This is a genomic window from Thioalkalivibrio sp. ALJ15 (assembly GCF_000383695.1).
In the GTDB taxonomy this organism is placed as follows: Bacteria; Pseudomonadota; Gammaproteobacteria; order Ectothiorhodospirales; family Ectothiorhodospiraceae; genus Thioalkalivibrio.
Map to the genome: position 1 here is coordinate 400,139 of NZ_KB912058.1, position 22,201 is coordinate 422,339.

The 22,201-nt window shown below is 64.8% G+C and carries 25 protein-coding genes and 1 riboswitch; of the genes, 12 read left to right on the forward strand and 13 right to left on the reverse strand.

Annotated elements, in window-relative coordinates:
• Positions 1-3: 3 nt before the first annotated feature.
• Positions 4-639, reverse strand: coding sequence for a TMEM165/GDT1 family protein (locus G015_RS0108690; protein ID WP_018137859.1), 636 nt, complete (start codon positions 637-639; stop codon positions 4-6).
• A gap of 117 nt (positions 640-756) precedes the next feature.
• Positions 757-874: riboswitch (yybP-ykoY riboswitch) on the reverse strand.
• 89 nt (positions 875-963) lie between these two features.
• Complete coding sequence (locus tag G015_RS0108695; RefSeq protein WP_018137860.1) at positions 964-2,373, reverse strand: diguanylate cyclase; 1,410 nt, start codon at positions 2,371-2,373, stop codon at positions 964-966.
• 186 nt (positions 2,374-2,559) lie between these two features.
• Between G015_RS0108695 and G015_RS0108700 the strand changes: the two genes are divergently transcribed.
• The 3 genes from G015_RS0108700 to G015_RS0108710 all read left to right on the forward strand — a co-directional run bounded on the left by G015_RS0108700 (position 2,560) and on the right by G015_RS0108710 (position 4,255).
• Entirely contained in the window at positions 2,560-3,183 is a 624-nt protein-coding gene (locus G015_RS0108700) for a TetR/AcrR family transcriptional regulator (protein ID WP_018174819.1), read from the forward strand.
• An 11-nt stretch (positions 3,184-3,194) separates the two neighbouring features.
• Positions 3,195-3,683 carry a DsrE family protein gene (locus G015_RS0108705; protein WP_018137862.1) on the forward strand — a complete coding sequence of 163 codons (489 nt, stop codon included), beginning with the start codon at positions 3,195-3,197 and terminating at the stop codon, positions 3,681-3,683.
• 71 nt (positions 3,684-3,754) lie between these two features.
• Positions 3,755-4,255 (forward strand): DsrE family protein, encoded by a 501-nt coding sequence (locus G015_RS0108710; RefSeq protein ID WP_018137863.1) that lies wholly within the window; start codon positions 3,755-3,757, stop codon positions 4,253-4,255.
• An 89-nt stretch (positions 4,256-4,344) separates the two neighbouring features.
• Here the strand turns inward: G015_RS0108710 and G015_RS0108715 are convergent, their stop codons facing one another.
• Positions 4,345-4,974 (reverse strand): alternative oxidase, encoded by a 630-nt coding sequence (locus G015_RS0108715; protein WP_020146490.1) that lies wholly within the window; start codon positions 4,972-4,974, stop codon positions 4,345-4,347.
• 294 nt (positions 4,975-5,268) lie between these two features.
• Between G015_RS0108715 and G015_RS0108720 the strand changes: the two genes are divergently transcribed.
• Together G015_RS0108720 and G015_RS0108725 are read left to right on the forward strand one after the other, a co-directional pair.
• The gene (locus G015_RS0108720; RefSeq protein ID WP_012983033.1) at positions 5,269-5,883 is read left to right on the forward strand and encodes a microcompartments protein; all 615 of its coding nucleotides are present in this window, start codon (positions 5,269-5,271) and stop codon (positions 5,881-5,883) included.
• 1 nt (position 5,884) lies between these two features.
• Positions 5,885-6,457 carry an NUDIX hydrolase gene (locus G015_RS0108725; protein ID WP_018174822.1) on the forward strand — a complete coding sequence of 191 codons (573 nt, stop codon included), beginning with the start codon at positions 5,885-5,887 and terminating at the stop codon, positions 6,455-6,457.
• 32 nt (positions 6,458-6,489) lie between these two features.
• On the opposite strand, the gene G015_RS0108730 is transcribed toward G015_RS0108725, so the two are convergent.
• Positions 6,490-6,840, reverse strand: a complete 351-nt coding sequence (locus tag G015_RS0108730) for a hypothetical protein (RefSeq protein WP_018994182.1) — start codon at positions 6,838-6,840, stop codon at positions 6,490-6,492.
• A 117-nt stretch (positions 6,841-6,957) separates the two neighbouring features.
• Here G015_RS0108730 and G015_RS0108735 point away from each other — a divergent pair, with 117 nt between their 5' ends.
• On the forward strand, positions 6,958-8,274 hold the full coding sequence (locus G015_RS0108735) for a rhodanese-like domain-containing protein (RefSeq protein ID WP_020146491.1): 1,317 nt from the start codon (positions 6,958-6,960) through the stop codon (positions 8,272-8,274).
• A gap of 31 nt (positions 8,275-8,305) precedes the next feature.
• Here G015_RS0108735 and mscL read toward each other — a convergent pair whose 3' ends face one another.
• Entirely contained in the window at positions 8,306-8,707 is a 402-nt protein-coding gene (gene mscL, locus G015_RS0108740; protein ID WP_018137870.1) for a large-conductance mechanosensitive channel protein MscL, read from the reverse strand.
• A gap of 239 nt (positions 8,708-8,946) precedes the next feature.
• On the opposite strand from mscL, the gene G015_RS0108745 reads away from it, so the two are divergent.
• Entirely contained in the window at positions 8,947-10,407 is a 1,461-nt protein-coding gene (locus G015_RS0108745; RefSeq protein WP_020146492.1) for a plastocyanin/azurin family copper-binding protein, read from the forward strand.
• A 62-nt stretch (positions 10,408-10,469) separates the two neighbouring features.
• Here the strand turns inward: G015_RS0108745 and G015_RS0108750 are convergent, their stop codons facing one another.
• A complete protein-coding gene (locus tag G015_RS0108750) occupies positions 10,470-10,817 on the reverse strand; it encodes an antibiotic biosynthesis monooxygenase (protein WP_020146493.1) in 348 nt (115 codons plus the stop codon).
• A gap of 158 nt (positions 10,818-10,975) precedes the next feature.
• Entirely contained in the window at positions 10,976-11,341 is a 366-nt protein-coding gene (locus G015_RS0108755) for a rhodanese-like domain-containing protein (protein ID WP_020146494.1), read from the reverse strand.
• A gap of 229 nt (positions 11,342-11,570) precedes the next feature.
• Here G015_RS0108755 and G015_RS0108760 point away from each other — a divergent pair, with 229 nt between their 5' ends.
• Positions 11,571-12,902, forward strand: coding sequence for an ethylbenzene dehydrogenase-related protein (locus G015_RS0108760; protein ID WP_020146495.1), 1,332 nt, complete (start codon positions 11,571-11,573; stop codon positions 12,900-12,902).
• Between the two features lie 477 nt (positions 12,903-13,379).
• A complete protein-coding gene (locus G015_RS0108765) occupies positions 13,380-14,498 on the forward strand; it encodes a cytochrome-c peroxidase (protein WP_020146496.1) in 1,119 nt (372 codons plus the stop codon).
• Positions 14,499-14,550: 52 nt separating this feature from the next.
• Here G015_RS0108765 and G015_RS0108770 read toward each other — a convergent pair whose 3' ends face one another.
• Positions 14,551-14,865: a DUF3817 domain-containing protein gene (locus G015_RS0108770; protein ID WP_020146497.1), complete on the reverse strand. Its 315-nt coding sequence runs from the start codon at positions 14,863-14,865 to the stop codon at positions 14,551-14,553.
• 126 nt (positions 14,866-14,991) lie between these two features.
• Between G015_RS0108770 and G015_RS0108775 the strand changes: the two genes are divergently transcribed.
• Positions 14,992-15,609, forward strand: coding sequence for a class I SAM-dependent methyltransferase (locus G015_RS0108775; RefSeq protein WP_020146498.1), 618 nt, complete (start codon positions 14,992-14,994; stop codon positions 15,607-15,609).
• A gap of 14 nt (positions 15,610-15,623) precedes the next feature.
• On the opposite strand, the gene G015_RS0108780 is transcribed toward G015_RS0108775, so the two are convergent.
• Together G015_RS0108780 and G015_RS0108785 are read right to left on the reverse strand one after the other, a co-directional pair.
• Positions 15,624-15,893, reverse strand: a complete 270-nt coding sequence (locus G015_RS0108780) for a hypothetical protein (protein WP_020146499.1) — start codon at positions 15,891-15,893, stop codon at positions 15,624-15,626.
• A 147-nt stretch (positions 15,894-16,040) separates the two neighbouring features.
• Positions 16,041-16,454: a GreA/GreB family elongation factor gene (locus G015_RS0108785; protein ID WP_020146500.1), complete on the reverse strand. Its 414-nt coding sequence runs from the start codon at positions 16,452-16,454 to the stop codon at positions 16,041-16,043.
• 237 nt (positions 16,455-16,691) lie between these two features.
• Here G015_RS0108785 and G015_RS0108790 point away from each other — a divergent pair, with 237 nt between their 5' ends.
• Both G015_RS0108790 and G015_RS0108795 read left to right on the forward strand, forming a co-directional pair.
• The gene (locus tag G015_RS0108790; RefSeq protein ID WP_018137876.1) at positions 16,692-17,099 is read left to right on the forward strand and encodes a rhodanese-like domain-containing protein; all 408 of its coding nucleotides are present in this window, start codon (positions 16,692-16,694) and stop codon (positions 17,097-17,099) included.
• Between the two features lie 110 nt (positions 17,100-17,209).
• Complete coding sequence (locus G015_RS0108795; RefSeq protein WP_020146501.1) at positions 17,210-19,327, forward strand: S9 family peptidase; 2,118 nt, start codon at positions 17,210-17,212, stop codon at positions 19,325-19,327.
• 223 nt (positions 19,328-19,550) lie between these two features.
• Here the strand turns inward: G015_RS0108795 and G015_RS0108800 are convergent, their stop codons facing one another.
• From G015_RS0108800 to G015_RS0108810, 3 genes are all read right to left on the reverse strand, one after another.
• The gene (locus G015_RS0108800; protein ID WP_018174830.1) at positions 19,551-20,591 is read right to left on the reverse strand and encodes a diguanylate cyclase; all 1,041 of its coding nucleotides are present in this window, start codon (positions 20,589-20,591) and stop codon (positions 19,551-19,553) included.
• Positions 20,592-20,858: 267 nt separating this feature from the next.
• Entirely contained in the window at positions 20,859-21,293 is a 435-nt protein-coding gene (locus tag G015_RS0108805) for a DsrE family protein (protein ID WP_018137879.1), read from the reverse strand.
• Positions 21,294-21,556: 263 nt separating this feature from the next.
• Positions 21,557-22,036 carry a cupin domain-containing protein gene (locus G015_RS0108810; RefSeq protein WP_018994176.1) on the reverse strand — a complete coding sequence of 160 codons (480 nt, stop codon included), beginning with the start codon at positions 22,034-22,036 and terminating at the stop codon, positions 21,557-21,559.
• Between the last annotated feature and the right edge of the window lie 165 nt (positions 22,037-22,201).

Below are 22,201 nucleotides of genomic sequence, written 5' to 3' on the forward strand. Positions count from 1 at the left end.
GCGTTATTGCCCCTGCTGGTGGTTCTCGACCGCCTGCATCAGGAAGCCCGAGAGGTCCGGAAGGCCAAGATCGGGGATCCAGTTACCGGCCTCGGCCCAGGTCCACAGACCGATCAGCAGGAACATGCCGGAGGCGACAAAGCGCATCGGCGCGGCGGGGATGCGCGCGGCAAAGCGCTTGCCCAGGATCAGGGCCGGGGTGGTGATCAGCAGAATGCCCACGGTGGCGCCCAGTACGACGGGCAGCAGGGCGCCGGAGGCCCCGGCCAGGGTGACGACCGCCAGCTGGGTCTTGTCCAGCATCTCGAACAGGAAGAAGGCGACCGCGGCGGCGAAGAAGGCGCTGCGCGCCTTGGGCGCCTGCTCGTCTTCCTCGTCCTCCGGGAACAGGACCCAGATCGCCATGATCAGGAAGGCCGCGCCGACCACCCACAGGTGCCAGTCGGTGGCAATCACCGCGAACAGCCAGATCCCGACCACGGCGGACAACAACTGGTTCAGGAAGAGGCCGGTGGCCATACCCCAGAATACGGCCCAGGCACTGCGGCAGCGCATGCCGAACACGGCCGCCAGGAACATCGAGCGGTCGCCGATCTCCGCGATGGCCACGGCCACGATGGACAGCAGAAAGAGTTCCATGAATGCAATTCCGGGGCGGGCGGCGCAACGCAGAGCCGGTGACATCGCCATCCGCCGCCCGCCCACGGGCTGTCCTCGCGATCACGCGAGGCGGATATCGATGCCACAGGTCTCGTCAGGCCGCTTGTCGGAGGCGCACCGGGGCGCCTTCGGACGGGCTGCATACGCCATGGCCCGAGGGCCAAGGATGTTGACGCATGCCTCCGGCGCTGCCGGAGCGACTACTCCCCTGAGGGTGCGCGAACTATAACCAATGCGTTTAGGGTCTGTCTATCGTGTTCTTGGCGGACGTTGCCCTTGCGGGATTGGCGCGGCGGGCGACGTTCAGGATGGGGCCGGCGCAGCGTCGTCCGGCGTGGCGAACCGCGACTGGTTGCGGCCCTCGTCCTTGGCCCGGTACAAGGCCCGGTCCGCGCGCCGGAGCAGGCCTTCCGCTGTTTCCATCGGCTCGGCGAAGGCGATACCAGCGGAGCAGGTCTGCTGGTTCGGGGTGCGCTGACGGAGGCGCTCGATGACCGTGCGCGCCTGATCCGGACCGGTGTGAGGGAGCACCACCACAAACTCCTCGCCCCCGTAGCGGGCGACCGTGTCGCTGGGGCGCAGTTCCTGATGCCAGGCGGCGACCAGGTCGCGCAACAGGCGATCACCCTGCGCGTGGCCGTGCTGGTCGTTGTACTGCTTGAAGTAATCCAGATCGATGAAGGCTAGGGTGAGCGGTGTGTCCAGACGCCGGGCACGCGCAAGTTCTTCCTCGAGAACGGTTTCCAGCTGTCGGCGGTTCGCCGCGCCGGTGAGAGGATCGGTGCGCGAGAGTTGCTCCAGCGCCTGGGCCTGGCGTTGGGTCTCCCGGATCAGGCCGCTCATGCGAACCAGAACCAGCAGGAAGATCAGGATGGAGGCACCGGCGGCGACGCGCACCGTGTCGGTATCCACCCCGGCGGTGAACAGGATGATCCCCGGCACCAGTACCGCCGCAGAACCCAGGATGTAGAGCCTGCGGCGGGAGAGCTCATGGCTGCCGGTGCGGTCCTCCGGATTTACCTGGGTCGAGGGGTGCCAGGCGGCTGCGGCGAACAGGGTATAGGCGATCAGCCAGCCGGCATCGGTCAGTCCGCCGGGCTGATACCAGCCGGTGGAGTTCCCATGGGCGTAGAGCAGGTCGGCGCTCAGATAGGCCAGAACGCCGAGCAGCAGCAACAGCTGGCCATCAATGTGCGTGTTGTAGCGAAACACCAGGCGCAGTACCAGTGGCAGCAGCATCAGGTCGAACACTGGGTAGCCGGCCGACACCAGCAGCTGGAGGCTGGTCAGTTCCGGATCGTACACATAGGGCTGGATCAGCAGCGCCCAGGCGAGCACCGCCGCGGAGATGCCGACGATCAGGGCGTCGCCCAGGGCACCATCGTGCCGGTCCGTGGGGCCGCCCAGTCGCCACAGGGCGACAATGAATAGCGGATACACCGCCAGGTACAGGAAGTCCGGCGCCGCCGGAAACGGCTCAAGGCCCTGCAGATCCAGGACATACCAGATCAGGTGCCCGGTACCTCCGAGGAGCAGGGCGGTCGCGATCAGGATCCAGGCCGAACGGCACCAGGGGCCCCGGTCACGAAACAGCGAGGCCGCAACCACGGCGGCGGCGCCAAGGCTTGCCGCTACATACAAGGCCGCGGCAGTGTGGCCGTAAGGCATGGCCACATAGGCAATGGTGGCCACAAGCCCGATCGCCAGCCACACAAGCCATTGGCGTCGGCCGGATCCAGGCGTCATGGCCTGGGTGTGCGGATTATCTGAATCGGTCATTGATTCCCCCTGAGCCCTGATGTTGGCAGAAGCGACACGTTTTCGCGCGTGCCGCGTTGGGGATGGCAATCGCCGTGTTTCTGTCATAGGGTAGAACGAACGTTCGTTCTAGGGTGCGACATGTCGGCTGCGGTACAGGAGAATCTGCGCGGGGATGCGCTGCGCCAGCGTGTGCTGGAAACGGCGCTGGAGCTGTTCGGCACGGCCGGGTATTTCAACACCTCGATTCACGACATTCGGCGCGAGGCCGGGGTCTCGATCGGCTCGATCTACCACCACTTCGGCAACAAGGAGTCGCTGGCCAAGGCCCTGTACGACGACCTGCTGGAGCGGATGGATAGCGGGCTGCGCGAGGTGATGGAGCAGCAGCGGACGTGCCGCGCGCGCTGCGACGGCATCATCGCCTTCATGTTTCGGGCGGCGACCGACGATCCCCGAACCATGCGCTTCGTGCTCGAGGCGCGCCATCGGGAGTTTCTGCCAAACGAGCCGCCCGTTTGTTCGTCGCGGCCCTTCCTGCGGATGCGCGAGTGCATCGAGCAGGGCATTGCCTCCGGCGAGGTTCGCCCTATCGAAGTCCCGGTCGCTGCCACCGTGGCGTTTGGCGGGGCGATCCGCCTGCTCCACCTTCATCTGGACGGCGTCCTCGAAGAGCCCCTGTCGTGCTACCTCGCGTCGATGCAGGACGCGGCCTGGCGGGCGATTGCGAGTGATCCGCCTGCGGCCACAAACCACCCCACCTAGGAGACCGAAGAATGAAAATGCTGGCTGTTCTTTCCCTGATCTTGACGCTGTCCGTGGTGTCACTGTCCGCGCATGCGGAACCGACGGATACCCGGGCCCTGGAGGGTGTCGACCAGGGCCGGGTCGTGTTTGACCTGAACAACAATGACCCAGAGCTGCTTGCGCTGTATCTGATGGTAATCCGCGAGACCTTCAACGACCTGACCGATCAGGGCGTCGAGCCGGACATGATCCTCGCCTTTCGTGGTCGGGCGGTGACGATGGTCAGCGAGGATCGCGAGCGCTTCGAGCTGACCGAGTTCGACCATCTGGATGCGATCGAGGAACACATTGCCGCGCTGAAGGAGAAGGGCGTGCGGATGGAGTCGTGCGCCGTTGCCACCCGCCTGTTCGGGGTGGATCACGGCGAACTGCTGCCGGGCATCGAGCCGGTGCGCAACACCTTCGTCTCGCTGACCGGCTACCAGGCCCAGGGCTACGCAGTGATCCCGATCTACTGAGCCGCCTAATGCGGCCACACCGGGCCCGAAAACAAGACAAGCGGGCCCCAACCCCAAAGGAGACATAGCTCATGCGAAACCGAATCCTGATCCTGCTGCTGGCCGCCTTGCTGCCTCTCGGGTTGATCTCGAAGGCGAATGCAGAAGGCCTGGACAACCGCGAGGCCACCCAGGGCATCGAGACCATGCGCGCGGTCTACGACATGCGCAAGTCCGACCCCGACGTGATGCTCGCCTACCTCCGTGGCATCGCCACCAATCACGAGAATCTGGTGAAGGAAGGCGTGGAACCGGACCTGCGCATGGTGTTCATCGCCGAGGCGGTCAAGTTCATCACCACCGACCCCGAGCCCGAGATCGCGATGGACCACGGCGACACGCTGGAGGAGATCGCGAAGGCCGTCGAACGCCTGGACGAGCTGGGCGTGCGCATGGAGGTCTGTGCCGCGGCCACGCGTGCCTATGGGGTGGACAACGACAAGGTCCTCGATGCGATCAAGCCGGTCCGCAGCGGCTTCATCGCCGTGATGGGCTACCAGAATCAGGGCTACGCGCTGGTTCCGGTCTACTGAGCACCTCCGGGACCTCTCACACGGTCCCTTTTCCGGCCGTCACAGGGATGTGACGGCCTTTTTTGTGCCCATGCCTCGGCATGCCTGTCTCAAGTATTCTTGTCGAGCAGGTCGGCGAAGCCGTGGTTGACGTCGCGATGGCCGGCCTCGTCTTCGCGTACGGCGCGAATAACATCGGACAGGCGTGCGCCCTCCGGCAGGTCCCAGTACTGGATGGCGCGATCCGGTGCCGGGATGTTCTCGATCGCACCGGTCTCCACTTCCTCCAGGTAATCGGTATAGCTGATCACGGCCTCCTCCTCGAAGTAGCCGACGATCCGGTGCGCGGTGCGCGAGGAGACCACGTAAATCAGGAAATACAGCGTGTAGAAGAACCCCTGCGCCAGGATGATCAGGAGCCGCTCCAGCCAGTTGGGCGAGGCGATCTCGATGAAGGTGAGCAGGTGCATCCGCTCGTTCTCGGCCTCGTCCATCAGCGTGCGGATCCAGCCGTGGTCGTCCTCCATGCGGCGCAGCGAGCGCAGATGCTGCAGTGTGGCGCCGACCATGCCGGGGACCCCCGCGACGGTTTCCAGCACCACGGCGCGGTGCCCGTAGCGGCGGGCAAAGAAGGTGTCGGCGAACAGGCGCATCAGCGATGTGAAGGCGCGTGCGACACGGTCGGAGAAATCGCGCGGTTCGTGATGGCGACTCAGGTCCGTTTCCTGGTTGATGCTCATACAGGCTCCCGGGCAGGGCGCAAAACCATGGATGTCCTGTCTCGAGAGTAGAGTCAGCCACCCTCACTGTCGTTCCGCCGTGTCACAAAAATGCGCCGTTTCGCGCAGCGCAGGAGCGTCTGGCGTTGAGGTTCGGGGCCGCTGCGTTCACAATACGCCCCTCTATATCTCCCGTGTGCGCGAACAAGCCGGCGGTTTTCTGGCGGCTCAAATTCGTGTGTGCGGATTCCCGCGCGGGCCCGGGCCGCGCCGCGCGGGGGCTAACGGGGCGTTGCCCCGGCCCTGAGCGAATCGATGATCAAACTGCGCACCTACGTCTACATGGATTCCCTCCAGCCTCAGCTGGCGGAATACATGGCCACCGTCTCCCAGGGCTTTCTGCCCGTGCCGGGGGACGCGTGCCTGTGGGTGGAGGTGTCGCCGGGCATGGCCGTGCACCGGCTGACGGACGTCGCGCTGAAGGCCACCCGGGTGCACCTCGCGCAGCAGGTGGTGGAGCGCGAGTTCGGTTCCATGGTGATCCACCATCGCGACCAGAGCGATGTGCAGGAGGCCGGTCGTGTGCTGTTGCAGCGCCTGGGCGCGGATCAGTCCGAACGCCAGCCCTGCCGTATCCCGTGGCAGGAGACGATCCGCGGCATGACGCCGGATCACACGGTGCTGATCAACCGCCAGAACCGGCGCGGCAACATGATCCTGCCCGACCAGAGCATGTTCATCCTCGAGGCGGAGCCGGCCGGCTACATCATCTATGCGGCCAATCAGGCGCTGAAGGCCTCCCATGTCTCGCTGATCGACGTGCGCGCGGTGGGCGCGTTTGGCCGCCTGACGCTGGCCGGCTCCGAGGCGGACATCGACGAGGCGGCGCGGGCGGCGATCCACGCCCTGCACAACCCCGCCGGAACATAAGATGCATCGCGCGCAACTGCTCGAGCTGCTCGCCCATCACCAGACCCCGTTCATCGAGGAAGCCGGCTTTGTGCGCCGCGCACTGGACTTCGTGCAGGCCCATCCGGACTGCTTCCACTGCGATCTCCTGCCGGCGCACGTGACCGGCTCGGCCTGGGTGGTCAGCCCGGATCGCGAGCGCGCGCTGCTCCTGCTGCATGGCAAGCACCACCGGTGGTTCCAGCCGGGCGGGCATGCCGATGGCCAGTCGGACATCCTGCAGGTCGCCCTGCGCGAGATCCACGAGGAAACGGGCCTGGCGCGGGAACATATCCACCTGGTGGCCGAGGACGTCTTCGACCTCGACATCCACACGATCCCGGCGAGCCCGCACTTCCCGATGCACGAGCACATTGACGTGCGTTTTCTGCTGGAGATCGACGACCGCCTTCCGGTCCCCGGCAGCCACGAATCGCACGACATCCTCTGGGTACCGCTGCAGCACGTCTCGCGCTACAACAACAGCCGTTCCCTCTGGCGCATGGTCGAGAAGACCCGCCGCCTGCGCACCTGGCTGCACACGCATCCACGCTGATCACGCGGCCCCAGGCCCGCTCAGCGTTTCCCTCAGCGGGGCTTGACCGGCGCGTAGTCCTCGAAGCCGCAGCTCATGCAGTGAAAGCGCGCCTCGTAGCCCGCGCCGTCATCGCGTGTGCGCATCGAGCCGGGCTGGAAGTTGAACGAATGCAGCGTGCAGCGCGGGCATCTCAGATTCGTCTCCCGGGGTGCCCGCAACTCCCCTGAATGGTCCGCCTGGCTGGTTCCCGAGGCGGGTTTATCGCCACTTGACCGTGCCGCCAGCTCTCCCTTCAGCTCGTCGGCGAGCGTGCGTGCCGCAGCCGCATGTTCATCGGCGGCCATCCCGGCCAGTTGATCGATCCGTTCCTTGAGTCGCGCCAGCTCGGCGGCGTCTGTCATGGTGGTTTCTCCTGTACCCCTTGGGCTGGGCGTTCCGTTGCCGGGCGCTGTTATGGAAGCTCGCGCCGTGGCTGTCTATGTTCAGGGAATCACATCCGGCAACAACAGGACACCCCGATGCGTACATCATGGCTGGCTTTGGCCCTGTTCGCGGCGGCAACCGTCGCGCAGGGGGACGAGATCACCGCGGATTCCCTGGTCGAGGATGCCCGGTCCGAGGTCACCGATATCGACCAGGAGGGCCTGCGCGAGCTGATCGCGAACGAGCCGGACCATGTCCTGATCGACGTGCGCTCGCACCAGGAGATCGAGCTGGGCGGCGGGCAGATCCGCTCGCACCTCACGCTCAACATCCCGCGGGGCGAGCTGGAGTTTCGCATCCCGGGTGCGGTGTCTGACAAGGGCACGGCGATCGTCGTCTACAGCGACGAGAACCGCCGCTCCGCGCTCGCAGCGCAGACGCTCGAGCGCATGGGGTATACCAACGTGCACAACTACGCCGGCGGCTTCCCCGAGTGGAAGGAGGCCGAGCTGCCGCTGTACGTGCTCGACAAGGCGCTGGATTCCTTCCTCTACGCTATGCCCCAGGAGGTGACCGATGGCGTGTGGTCCGCGATCGGTGCCACGCAGCCCTCGACCTACGAGAATTCGGGCCATAACAACAACCTGTCGTTCATCATCACCGACGATGGCGTGGTGGTGATGAACGCCGGCGACAACTATCTGCTGGCTCAGTCCCTGCACGAGGAGATCAAGAAGCGCACGGACCAGCCGGTGAAGTACGTGGTGCTGGAAAACGCCCAGGGACATGCGATGCTCGGCATGACCTACTGGCAGGAGCAGGGCGCCACCGTCATCGCGCATGAGGACGCCGCGCGCGAGATCGAGCAGAACGGCCAGCGCAGCCTGCAGGGCGCGCCGAACCGCACCCGTGACAAGGCGTTCCTGACCGAGCTTGGCACGCCGGACAAGATCTTCGAGGACCGCGTCGAGCTGGACATGGGGGGCGAGATTATCGAGGTGCTCTACCTCGGTCCCGCGCATGCCCCGGGGGACATCGCCCTGTGGGCCCCGGAACGCAAGACGCTGATCACCGGCGACCTCGCCTTCCACGAGCGCATGCTGCCGATCTTCGAGTACACCGACACCGCCGGCTGGATCGAGACCTGGGACAAGCTGGAGGCGATCGAGGCCGACTACATCATCCCCGGCCACGGCGGTCCGGTGACCGACTTCGAGCAGCTGCGCAAGTACACCCGCGACTACCTCGTCTTCCTGCGCGAGGAGGTGCAGGAGATTCTCGATACCGGTGGCACGCTGAACGACGCCTACAACATCGATCAGTCGGCCTACCGCCACCTGGACACCTACGACGAGCTCCACCGGCAAAACGCCGGCCGCGTCTTCCGCACCATGGAGTTCGAGGACTTCTGATGCCAACTGGCGGCGGGGGCCTCCCTCGCCGCTACTTCGACTTCAGCAGGTCGCGGATCTCCGCGAGCAGCTTTTCCTCGTTGCTGGGGGCGGGCGGCTCGGCGGGCGCGGCATCTTTTTTGCGCTGCAGCCGGCCAATCATCTTGATCGCGGCGAACACCACCATCGCGATGATCAGAAAATCCACCACGCGCTTGATGAAGATGCCGTAATTGATCGTCACCGCGGCGACGCCGTTCTCCGCCTCGCGCAGCACGATCATCAGCTCCGAGAAATCGACCCCGCCGACCAGCAGGCCGATGGGCGGCATCAGCACGTCCGACACCAGCGACGACACGATCTGCCCGAATGCCAGCCCCACGATCACGCCTACGGCCATGTCGATGACATTGCCGCGCGCTACAAACTGTTTGAACTCCTCGACGATGCCCATGACCGTTCTCCTTTCCCGGAGGTAAAGAAGTTCCTATAGGCCAGCGCTAAGGCCGTTTCCATGGGCGGTGACGGGCCGTATTCAAGGCAATTATCGGTAGCCCCATGGGCGCGTGACTTGCGCAACTTCGTTCCGTGCGTCTAGAAATAGGTATATAGGCAATACAGGTTTGTATGGGGTGCCGTGCACGCGGCCCGGGGGAAAGCGCCATGAAACACACAGAAGCAGCATCTTCGACCATGGGTTACCACCACCGGGGTATGCACCTCGTGGTCTGGTGCGTGATTGGACTGTTCTGGTGGCTGGCCTCCGCGGCGCAGGCGTCGCCGGGGCCGGATTTCAGCGAGCTGTTCGGTGACAGCGACTTCATCGAGATCATCGAGCGCGACGAGGGGCTGGAGACGCGGCCGACCGGGTACGCCTCGCAGGATGTCGAACCGGACCACGTGCTCCGGATCGACCTCAACGAGGGCCAGGTGCCGATCGGGCAGGGCGTGGTCTACGACGGCTTTCTGATCGACGGCCAATTGCCGGGCCCGACCCTGCGCGTGACCGAGGGCGACATCGTGCGCATGGAGATCACCAATAGCGGGGCGGTGATGCATGGGGCGTCGTTCCATGCCGCCTACACCCAGACCTCCAAGCATGTCGGTTCCATCATGCCCGGGCAGACCAAGTCGATCACCTTCCGCGCCACCACGCCGGGGGTCTTCATGTATCACTGTGCGCCGGGCGGCCATGCGATCCCCATGCACGTGATGTTCGGCCAGTACGGGATGATGGTGGTCGAGCCGCGCGACAAGCCGTACCAGCTGGAAGAGGACCTGGGCCAGGAACCCGATCTGAAGCTCTACATGCTGCAGCACGAGCTGTACGCCAGCGGCAAGGAGGCGGTGGAAGGGGATCCCAGCTACACCGCCTTCAATGGCGAGCTGTTCCGCTACGTGGAAAACCCCATCCCGGTGCGCCCCGGTGATTACGTGCGCATGTACTTCCTGAACGTGGGGCCCAACCTGCTCTCGACCTTCCATATCGTCGGCATCGTCTGGGACTACGTGTACTGGCAGGGCCACCCCGAGGCCATGTGGCCCGGCGGGCAGACGGTCACCGCGGGTCCCTCGGACTCCTGGGTGATCGAGTTCCGGATACCGCCGGAGGAGGGCGTCTACACCATGCTGGATCATGGCGTGGGGGGCACCAGTCGCGGTGCCATTGGGCTGCTGGATGCCCGTGCGGACGCCGATACGCCTTCCGAGATCCTGGCCGAGGGCCCGAGCTACGAGCCGGCGGAACTGGAAGAGCGGATTGGCGAAGCGCGGCGAATTCTTTCGCCATTCGGCATCCCGGACGCCGATGCCAACCCGGTACCCGCGCGGGCCGATCGGCCGGTTCGGTTCAGCTCGGATATCGAGGAAGTCGTGATCGAGATGAAGGGCAATGCCTTCTACCCGAAGATCGTCGAGGTGGCGCCCGGCACCAAGATCACCTGGGTTAACGAGGATGTCTTCACCTACGGACACGGCGAGACCTCCGGTGCGCACAACGCGGTGGCCCTGAGCGGTCCGCAGTCGTTCGCCACTGAGTTGCTGGCACACGCCGAGAGCGACAGCGTCACCCTGACCGAGCCGGGCACCTACGACTACATCTGCGCCCCGCACCCCTACATGCAGGGCCGCATCATCGTGCGCGACAGCGACTGACTTCGGCCCGAGCGGGGCACCATCCGAAACAGGCGGCGGTGATCGCCCGCCGCAGGCAGGTTTCAGGAGCCGTGGGCGGCGCGGGAGTCGGATGGCGCCTGGTCGCGGTCGTGCATGCCGTAGTCGCGCACGACCTCGGCCACGCGCAGGCGATAGTCGACAAAGATGCCGCCGCGCCCGGCCGCCTGCACCTGACGGTGCGCCTCAAGGTTGCGCCACTGGCGCACCGCGTCCTCGTCGCGCCAGAACGACAGCGACAGCACCTTGCCCGGCTGGCTCAGGCTCTCGAAACGTTCGATGGAGATAAAGCCGTCTACGTCCTTCAGGTGCTCGCGCAGGCGCGCGGCCGCGTCCAGGTAGTCCTGCTTGCGCTCGGCATGCGGTTCCACTTCAAAGATCACGGCAATCATGGCGGCTTCGCTATCCGAAAGACGAGGGGCCGATTAAACCACGCGCGCGATCGTGATGTGGAAGCTTCGGCCGGCCCCTGATGCTCGCGCGCATGCCCGGCTGTCAACGGGGCCTGGTCGCAAGTCAGTGCGGTCTTCGTGCTGATCAGGGGGCATGATCACCTTTCCGGGGTGTCGTCCGGCTCCTGGCAGGCGCGCAGCCCGCCCGCGATGGACTGGACATTGGTATAGCCCAGATCCACCAGCTGGGCCGCTGCCAATGCCCCGCGGTTGCCGCCATTGCAGAAGCACACCATGGGCGCGTCCTTGTCGGGAACCACTCCCTCGATCTGGCGGGTGATCGAATCCAGCGCAACGTTCCGGGCGTTCGGGAGACTGCCTTTCTGGTATTCCTCGGGCTCGCGCACGTCAATGGCGATGGCGCCTGATGCCAGGTGGGCATCGACCTGTTTCGGTTCAATTTCATTGATGCGCTCTCGCGCGGCCTGCGCGCGCCGGAGAAACTCTTCGTCGTGGTGATCCATCCCGGTCTCCTTGGGTGATGTTGCGTCGTGAGTCTGCGTGCCCGATCGATCGCTGCCGGGACCTTCGATGGCAGCAAACCAAGGTGCCGAACAACACGGCTGTGGGTCGGACAGCGTTGTAGTGCCTCTGGCCAGAGCCCATGCCGGGGCATCCGGCAGGAACCTGTCAAGTCCCTCACGGTCGTAAGGGTTTCAACACATACTTGAAACCGCATATAGGGAGAAGCACATGAAAAAAACACTGATGGCGCTTGCGGTCGCGGGCGCCTGCCCGGCCCTGGCGCTGGCCGAACCTCGTGTCGTGGACACGGATCGTAATGTCTTTATTCCCGCCGAAGAGGATGCCCGCGCGGTCCTGCGGGTTGCCGCGGTCTACAACGACGACGACTTCCGCATCCACTACGAGTACGAGACGGATACCCCCAGCTGGTATCACCAGGTCTGGCGCTACGAGGATGGCGAGTGGGTGCGCTACGGATCCGGCGGCCCGGGGCCGGACGAGCACGGCCTGTACGAGGACCGTATCTCCATGATGCTGGACGACGGCAAGGTGGAAGGCTTCGACCGCATGGGCGGGTGGATGACCGCGCATGACGGCATGCGCAGCCTGACCTCCGAGGTGGACGCGGATGCGGTTCGCGAGCATCCCAAGCTGGGTGGCGAGCTCGGGCGCAGCGATGTCCGCAAGTATCTCCCGCAGACTCGTGTTACGGACGACCCGGAAGAGACCTCCTGGGGTCAGATTCTCGATGATGACGCCGTGGATCAGCTGCAGTCCGATGGCGTCTTCCTCGACCTGTGGCAGTGGCGCGCGCACCGCAGCCATCCGATGGGTTATGCGGACAACAATTACGTGCTGCACTACCGCCTGTCGTCCGAGGGCACCAGCATGTTCACGACCAACTGGGACGACGATGCCGATCAACCCGCCTGGATGTTTGATCCGGAGAAGGTCGGAGCCCCCGCCCTGGAGTGGGAAGCGCTGATCGCCCGCGAGTACGGGCAGGACGATTTCTATTACATCCACGAGGGCAATGCGGTCGCCTTCGATCCGGACCACGACTGGCAGGAAGGCGACGTGATCCCGCAGCGGTTCCTGCAAGAGCCGAGCGGCAGTCGCGGCGCGATCCGTGCCGATGGTAGCTACGAAGACGGCGCCTGGCGGATTGCGCTGACCCGTTCGCTCGAGGCACCCAATGACCGTGACAGCAAGACCCTGGAACACGGAGCGTCCTACAACGTGGCCTTCGCGGTTCACAGTGCCGCGGGCGCGCGCTGGCACCTGGTCTCGCTGCCGATGACCCTGGGGCTGGAAGACGGGGAGGCCGACATCGTGGCCCGGCGCGTCGATGGGGATCTGGGCGACGCCGATCTGGAATGGACCGAGGTCGAGGTGTTCTACCCCGGGCAGATCACCTATCAGTTCCTGCACAGCGACAACCATCCTGGCCGCGAGCTGGTGCGTGAGGGCGAGGAGGGTGTGCGTGATCAGCACGACCTGGACACCCTGCCGGGCTTCATTGTCGACATGGAGCAGCAGCTCCTGCGCGACGCGGACTGAGTCGCGCTGATCGGCACCAGGCGCGCTCAAACCGGAGCGCGCCTGGTGTCGCCACTCGCGGCTGCCGGGGGCGCGCGATGCCCTCTTGCGATGCCATGCACGCAAAGGCACAAGGTTTAAGCTCGTGTCTCCCGGGTTGGCAAAACCGGCTCCCGCCACCGGTGTCCCACGCTGGGTCACAACTTTTGTTATCCCACATCTTCAACAGACAATCCTGGAAACCGTGCAGCGGCTATCCCGGATCCTGGTGCTGAAACGCCATTTCGGAGCCGGCAAGACCAGGCGGCGAAAGACCCGTTCCCCCGGATCGAAGCTGAATATGATCTGCATCAATGGATGACTGAGGTGGTTCGGTAGCCTGTCCCCAGGCCCAAAAGCCTTGTCCTTGCCGCCGAACGCCACCCTCGCAGCTCCGGTGTTCGGCCCATCCAGAGACGCGGACCCGCAGAACCGCGTCTGCTCCACAGGAGGTTCAGTATGAAACCGTTCCGCTTCCAGTCCCGTCCATTGGTCCACTCACTGCTGGCCAGCACCGTGCTGGCGGTCGCCAGCATTGGTTTCTCCTCGGCTCAGGCCGATAGCGAGGATGCCGAGGAGCTTCGCGATCGCGCGCGGGTGATGTTTGGCGCGGTCACGCCTTCCAACTTCGAGGAACGCAACGATCCCAAGGCCGTCCTCGGCGAGCACCTGTTCTGGGACCAGCGCCTGTCGCGGGACGGCATGACCGCCTGCGCCAGTTGCCATTACCAGGAGAATTGGGGTTCCGACCTGCGCCGCCTGTCCATTGATGCTCGCGGTAACGAGACCGGGCGTCATTCGCAGACCGTGTTCTTCTCCATGGACACCAAGGCCAACCGCTGGCTGGGCGACCGCGAGACGGGCGCCGAGCAGGCTCAGGGTTCGATTACCGGTTCGATGGGCTTTGACGAGCAGGAAGACATCCTGCCGCTGCTCGAAGAATTCGGGTATGCCGAGAAATTTGAGGAGGCCTTCCCCGACGACGATGACGCCGTGAACCCGGAAAACTATGGCCTCGCACTGCAGGCCTATCAGGCTACGCTGCGCAATCCGGCACCCTTCGATGACTTCCTGGATGGCGAAGACGACGTCCTGAGCGAAATCCAGCTGCGTGGTCTGCGCAACTTCATGGATGCCGGTTGTGCCGGTTGTCATGGTGGCCCGCTGGCCGGTGGCGAGCAGTTCCAGCGCTTCGGGGTGGTCGAGGATTACTGGGAACATACCGGCACCCATCCGGACGACATCGACGAAGGGCTGATGGCTGCAACCGGGGACGAAAGCGATCAGTACTTCTTCCGCGTGCCGATCCTGCGCAACATCGCCAACACCGGCCCGTACTTCCACGACGGCAGTGTCGAGACGCTGGAGGACGCAACCCGCATCATGGCGCTGATCCAGCTTGGGCAGGAACTCAGCGATGACGAGGTCGAGAGCATGGTGGCCTTCATGGAATCCCTGACCGGGGACATCCCGGTGAACTTCCGTCCGCCCGAGGGGGTTCCGTTTGACCTTCCGGAAGGGGTCAAGGATGCACTGAAGGAACGCGAAGGTAGCGACGAGCTCGCCAAGAGCGACTAACGGGCCTCGTGGTACGGCCTGCAACTGGCGGCCACCCTTGGGGTGGCCGTTTTCAGTTTGCGCTTTGGGTGGCCCCGGCCTCACCGCTGGAGGAAGCCTCGTGGCGGATCATGCGGTCCACGTAGAGGAAGCCAAACGGCACGACGCCGAGGAGCAGGACCAGAAGCCACTTCCACACCGACCAGCCGCTCAAGTGACTGGCGATCAGCGAGGTCGCACCGTAGATGATGAACAGGATGCCGTGCACCCAGCCGGCATAGGTGACGGCCAGCGGCATATCCGCATAGGTGCGCAGCGGCATCGCGACAAACAGCAGGGTGATGAGCGACAACCCCTCGAGAACGCTGATCAGGCGGAAAAATTTCATGGACTGCGGACCGGCTACACGGAAAACGTGGCGAAGGGTAGCACAGGCGATCCACGGCACTCGTCAACGGGCTGGCGCAATCAGCGTCCGCCGTGGCCATTAATCAGGGTTTCCCTGGGAGCGCATATGAGCAACAAGCAGCACTGGGAACAGGTCTACCAGACGCGTGATACCGAGGCGGTGGGCTGGTACGAGTCCGAGGCCCGTACATCAAGGGCTTTGATTCGGGAGGTGGCTCCGAGTGCCGAAGCCGCCATCGTCGATATCGGCGGGGGTGCATCCGTCCTGGTGGATGAGTTGCTGACGGAGGGTTATCACAACCTCACGGTACTCGATCTGTCCGCAGCGGCCCTGCGAAAGGCGCGGGAGCGGATCGGGGAGCGCGCCAGCGCCGTCACCTGGCTGGAAGCGGATGTGCTCGAAATCGCGTTCCCGCAGGACATCTTCGATGTCTGGCACGATCGTGCGGTGTTTCATTTCCTGACCGGAGCGGATCAGCGCGCTGCCTACGTGCGTCAGGTGCAGCATGCCCTGCGCCCGGGCGGGCATGTGGTGATCGGGGCCTTCGCGCTGGACGGTCCGAAACAGTGTTCAGGACTGCCGGTCCAGCGGCATTCGCCGGAGACCCTGCAGGACGTGTTTGGCTCGGAGTTTGCGCTGGTGCAGTCACGGCGCGAGGTTCATGTCACTCCGGGCGGTACCGAGCAGCCGTATACCTGGTGCGTGTTCCGTCGGAACGGCTGAGCCTGGCACCTCGGTCAGCGGCCCTTGACCTTCGCGGCATGGGCCTTCGCCCGGGCGCGGATTTCCTCGAAGAACAGCGCCTCCCAGCGTGTGTTGTGCTCGTCGGGCGAGAGGCTTCCGTCGGCCGGCTCGTTCTTCAGGCGTGTATCGGCTGCCGCCTCGGCCTCGTTCAGGATCTTGCTGAACACCTCCTGGGCAGCGGCGGCCGTAGGGTCGATCCCGTTGCGCTTGAACACGTCGGCCAGCAGCGCACCGCCTTTTTTCCACTTCGACCAAAGCCTCACGCATCCTCCTCGGGCAGGGTGCAAGGAATTGGTGGCGGCCCCGCTATGGAATGATTGTGCCCAAAGCCTCTCGCGAAGATGAAGAGGCAGCACACGGACACGGTATTCTGCCTGCCGGGGCGTGAACCTCCGGCAGGCATGTATGGATTATTGGTCGGGATTGTGCCCCGGTGCCAGTATCTCGATCACCAGGAATCGCAGTCGGCTACGGAGCAGCGTGATCTCGGCCAGCGAGTTCTTGCGCAGCCCCAGCAGACGCGAGCCCAGAGGGGACAGGATCGATATCTTGCCGCGCTCGGGCTGGGCATGCTCCGGCTCGCAAAGCTCGACCAGATAGGTTTCCTCGGTCTGCAGGTCCAGTAACCGGACGCAGCAGCCAGCCTGGATGACTTTCCCGCACTGGGGAGCTGTGTCCGTATGGGATGTCTCGCTCTCGATCTTCTCGAGTAGCGAGGCCAGGTCGACTGGTGTGCCAATCGCGCCCCAGTAGTCCTGGCGGACCCAGCGATTGACCTGGGAATCGTAGGCTTGACGAAGGTAAGACGAATTCTTGCGCGCCACGGTCGCATCTCCTGTTCAGGTGTTAGAAGAAGGCATGGGCCGGGCGCGGAACATTCGGCGCCCGGCCTAAGTGAGGGTTCCCGTCATCGTGAGCTCCATCGTTTGATAAGTGTCTGTTAGAATTAAAGAAATAAGGATGCTACCCAGGCACCCCGAAAAAGGCAAATCCATGTGAATCGTGGCATTTTTAGTGTGCCTAATCCCGATTTTTTCGATCCCGAGTGCAAAGGAGCCTTCATGGCGAACGAGACGAACGACCCGCAACTGGAAATCAGCGTCAGTTCGGCGCGCGAACTGGTCGATATCGGCCTGGCCGTGTTGCTGGATATCCGCCAGCCCTTCGAGCTGGAGCTGGAGGGTGAGGTGGAAGGCGCGGTGTCGGTGCCGCTGTTCCGGCTGAAACAGCTGCTGGGGCGCGAGATCTCGGAGGAGGAGCAGGAACTGCTGGACGCGGACGAGCCGGATGATCGCGACTTTCAGCACTTCCTCTCGCTGATCAATCGCTACCACGTGACGCAGGATCAGATCCTGCTGTGCCTGTGCAACAGCGGTCGGCGCAGCCTGCGCGCCGCCGAACTGCTGCGGGAGCTGGGCTATGCACGCTGTCTCTCGGTACGTGAGGGCTTTCGCGGCTGGAAGGACTAGGGGCCTGTCGTATTTTGGCGATTCGTTGACTGTCCGGCGATTCCGGGCCTTGTCGGGAACCCGTGGGCGTGCGTGGCTGTCGCTGGTGCAGCACGTAACGGGAGACAGGCATGCAGTCCACGGGTGAGCGGTTGGCGAATCACTGGATCACGAAGCGGCGCAGGTCGCCTGCGGCCATCGCGTTGAGCGTGTCGCTGGCGTTGTTCGCCGTACCGGCCGTTGGCGCTGCCGAGACCGAGGTCGAGGCCGAACTCGTGGAGGGTAACGAAGGCCCGTGGGCCGAGGGCGAGGCGCCGCCGCTGCTCGAGCTGGAGCAGTTCTTCCGCGATCCGCAGCATGCCGCCGGGCGCATCTCGCCGGATGGCGACTACGTGGCACTGGTGAGCGCCCACGAGGGTGCGATGAACCTGCACCTGATGGAGCGGGGCGAGCCCCTGGAGTCGGCGCGTCCGCTGACCGAGGAGCCGCGTTCCATCATGGGCTTTTTCTGGTCGCGCGACGGGCGGCACCTGATTTTCGTGCGCGATCGCGACGGCGACGAGAACCTGGAACTGCGCGTGATCGCGCTGGAGGACGCCGCCGGGCAGGATGGCATCCCCGAGTCGCGCCGGCTCGCCGGGGGTGATGGCGTGCAGGCGCGGGTGCAGCATGTCCCGCGCTCGACCCCGGAGTACATCTTCGTCGGGCTGAACGAACGCGACCCGCGCCTGCACGATGTCTATCGCGTATCGCTGGAGACCGGCGAGAAGACGCTTGTGGCGAAGAACACCGCCGAGATCGAGGGCTGGGGCTTCCACGAAGGCGAACTGCGCAAGGCGGTGCGCACCACGGACGACGCGGGCACCGAGATCCTGCGCGTGAAGTCGCAGGACGAGTTCGAGTCCATCTACACCTGCGCGTTCGGCGAGACCTGCTCCATCGCCAACTTCCACCCCGACGGCGAGCGGCTCTATATGCGCACCAACGCGGGGGACGACCGCGATCTGGTCGAGCTGGTCCTGTTTGACCCGGCCACCGGCAAAGAAGAGCTGGTGCACCGCGACCCGGAGGGCGAAGTCGACCTCGGTGGCGCGAAGTTCTCCGACCGGGACCATCGCCTACTGGCCACCGTGTACACCGGGGATCGCCAGCGCATCTATGCCCATGACGAGGACTTCGAGTCGCGCCTGGAGTGGCTGCGCGAAGAGCTGGGCGAGGGCGAGCTGGAGATCACCTCGCGCACCCGTGACGAGTCCCTCTGGACGGTCGGGGTCATCCGGGACACCGACCCGGGCAGCGTGTATCTCGCGAACGTCGAGGCGCGCGAGATCGAACTACTGTACGAGGGGCGCCCGGATCTGCCGCGCGAGCACCTCGCGCCGATGGAGCCGATCCGCTACACCGCGCGCGACGGCCAGGAGATCCCCGGCTACCTGACGCTGCCACATGGCGTGGAGCCGGAAGGCCTGCCGCTGGTGGTGATGCCGCACGGCGGCCCGTGGATTCGCGATACCTGGGGCTACAGCGGCACCGTGCAGTTCCTCGCCAACCGCGGCTATGCGGTATTTCAGCCCAACTTCCGTGGCTCCTCCGGTTTCGGCAAGGAATTCCTCAACGCCGGCAACCAGGAGTGGGGCACGGGCGTGATGCAGCACGACGTCACCGACGGCGTGAAATACCTGATCGACCAGGGCATCGCCGATCCCGACCGGGTCGCGATCTTCGGGGCCTCCTATGGGGGCTACTCGGCCCTGGCCGGGCTCACCTGGACGCCCGAGCTGTACGCCGCCGGCATCTCCATGGTCGGGCCGTCCAACCTGATCACGCTGATGGAGTCCATCCCGCCGTATTGGGAGGCCGGCATCCGCCGCATGCACGGCCGCGTCGGCGATCCGGAAGACCCCGAAGACCGCGAGCGCCTCAAGGCGCAGTCGCCGCTGTTCCACGTCGAGAACATCCAGGCCCCGCTGATGGTCGGGCAGGGCGCGAATGACCCGCGCGTGAAGCAGCAGGAGTCCGACCAGATCGTCGCGGCGCTGCGCGAGGCCGGGCACCCGGTCGAATACCTGTTGGCCCCGGACGAGGGCCACGGCCTGGTCGACCAGACCAACCGGCTCGCCTTCTTCGCCGGGCTGGAAACCTTCCTGGCCGAACACCTGGGCGGCCGCCATCAGGCGGACTACCCCGAGGCCGTGCAGGAGCGCCTGGACCTGCTGCGCCAGGACGTCGACGAGGTGGAGGTTCCGTAAGGGTCTAGCGCGCCCTGCCCGAGGAGGATGCGTGCAGCTTCGGTGAAGGTGAAACAGCGATGCGCTGTGGGTCGGCAAGCTCAAGCTGCATTCAGAGGAGGTTGTGCGCGACTACGTTATGCGCCAGCGCGGCCAGGCGGCGCTCGACTTCCCCGCTGTCCACGGGCGCTGTAGGTCGCCCAGTATTCCGGCAGGCCGTGCAGTGTCCCGCACGGCTGCGGGGTCAGAACAGTTCGATCTCGCCCGCCTCGATTGGCGTGGGCTTGATTGCACCTTCCTCGACCAGCCGGTCATACAGGCAGACTCGGTTCTTGCCGTGCGCCTTGGCGTGGTACAGGGCCTGGTCGGCCTCGTCGAGTGCCGCGCTGGCGGTCTTGTAGGGCGCCAGCCGCGTCACGCCGATACTGGTGGTGAGCCGCCCTACCCGTGGTAGTGGGTACTCGGCTACAGCGCGGCGCAGCCGGTCAAAGGTGGCAATGGCCTGGCTGGCGTCGGCGAACTCGGCCAGTACCACGAATTCCTCGCCGCCGAAGCGGTAGACCAGGTCGTTCTCGCGGAAGCTTTGTTTCAACAGGCGCGCGAGCAGGATCAGCACTTCATCGCCATACACATGGCCGAAACCGTCGTTGATCTTCTTGAAGTCGTCGGCGTCGATCACGCCCAGCCAGACGCCGGTCTGCCCCGGCTCTTGCAGCTGGCGGCGGTCTTCCGGCAATCCCGGCATCGGGCTGATCCGCTCGAGCGTTGTCAGATCATGGAAATTGTCATCGAAGGTCTTGCGGTTGAGCAGCCCGGTGAGCGCGTCGGTCTGGGCATCATCAATCAGATTGACGAAATTGCGATAGACCAGGAGAAAGCTTTCCACTAGGCGCTGGTCCACTCGCTTGCTGCCCAGGTGCCGGTCAAAGGCGAATACCAGGCAGATGCTGAATTCTTTGAGTCCCGACATCGGGAAGATCGATATCGCGCGACCCGCTTCGTCCTGATCCGCGACCCAGTGTCCGCTGGCCAGTGCCTGATCCAGCAGCCCCGCGGGCACAAAGGGATGTTCGGGGTCGAAGGGCACGCTCATCACCGCGTCGCGCTTGCGATCGTAGAAATGCAGGCTCCGGGGGCGGCCTTCGGCATCGAACCGGATGGTCCGGGTGCAGGCGGACTCGTAGATGTCGTCCAGGGTCTTGAGCAGACTGTGTTCCAGTCGCTGGGCATCACGTATGCCCGTCAGTTGGGCTAGTCCGTCCAGCAGGTCTCGACCGCTGTTCATGGCATTGTTCTCGTGGCGGCGAAGGCGCTGTGTGGTTCTTCGCAGATGCTTTCAGGGTACCAGCGAAAAGACAAGCTCGAGCTATGTGATGCTGGGATTTCCCTGCCGGGCTCGTTTCACCGGGTTACGCAGATGGATCCATTCCGCAGACGCCGAGAAGGGACCCGAAGTGGAGGGCCGTAATGCCCAGCCGGTTGCTCGCCAGGTTTGGAGTCGAAAACAACAGGGCCCTCCGAAGAGGGCCCTGACGTGATCCTGCGCGGGGGATCAGTTGGAGAAGAAGCGCACGCTCGGGTCGGCCATGTAGGCGCCGACTTCTTCCGGATCGGCGGGGGTGATGCCGTCCAGCAGGTCCGCCTCGGTGTAGTCAGTGTTGGGCAGGAAGATCGCGCAGGTTTCCACCTTGGCACCGTTGTTGATGAGGTTCATCAGCAGCTGCTGGGCGTTGCGACCGGCGGGCTCCATGGTCGGGCCGTCGAAGTCTTCGGTGGCCATGGTAGCGGCCGGGCCGCACAGCAGCACGCGGATCTCCTGACCCTGACTCATGGTCTGGTTCGCCAGCACCATGGACATGAACTGGGTGTGGTCGTCGGCCGAGGTCAGGCTTACGAACAGCTTGTTGGGTTCGGCAGCCTGAGCTGCACCACTGGCACCGGCAATGGCGAGAACGGCGGAAGCGGCGAGCGTCTTGAGGGTTCGCATAGAATCTCCTTCGGTCTTCGTATGAGCGAATCACAAGATAAGCACATGCTAATGGATAGGGCAAGGGCTACTCGCAAGGCTGGGGCCATACAAAGCACGCACCTTCGAAATTGGTTTCCCTACGCACTTTTCGAAAGTGGGTGTCCCTTCGCAGTTCTCGAAAATGCGAAGGTCCTCTGCTTCAGCAACCGGCTGCACCATCCGGGTGGAGGAGCCGGGTGCGGGGGCACCGCATCCGGCAACAACCGTTGAGGGCGGCAGGCTTAGTGGTCGTGGGTCTCGTGCGCATCCACCGGGTCTTCGAACGCGATGAACAGGATGCAGTCCTCGTCCGAGATGCAGTGGGTGGTGTGCGCCAGGCGCGGCGGGCCGTAGGCGTAGGTCCCCGGTCGGAGTACAACCGGCTCCTGGTCGTCGTAATCCACCTGCATCTCGCCCTGAACGAGCACCATGCGTTCGGCGCTGGTGTGCCAGTGGTGGGGCGCGGTGCTGTTGCCCGGCAGCAGGAAGAACACATCGGCGTTGGGTTCGGCCGGGTCGCCCTGGAGGACGGCCAGGCGGCAGTCGTCGGGCATAAACGCCGGGCAGGGGTTCCATTCGAGGTCGGGGGAGTCCGGATCCCAGATGAAGGCCTGGCCGTCGTCGGCCCCCAGGCTCGCCAAGGGGGCGGCCAGGGCGAGCGCGGCGGCAGCCGTGGCCAGGTGGCGAAGCGCTCCCGCGGGCCGGGTCGAGTGGTCGTACATGATGCACCTCCTGTGGTCCATGGCTTGCGCGGCCGCGGGCCGGGCGTGACCTTGGCTTTGGCATGGCGGCCCCGCCACAGAGATTGGTGTGCGCGGCCTGTATCCAGGATTCTGGCTTGGGCCGGTCGGGGTCGCTTCCACAATCTTGCGGCGGGGGAGCGGATG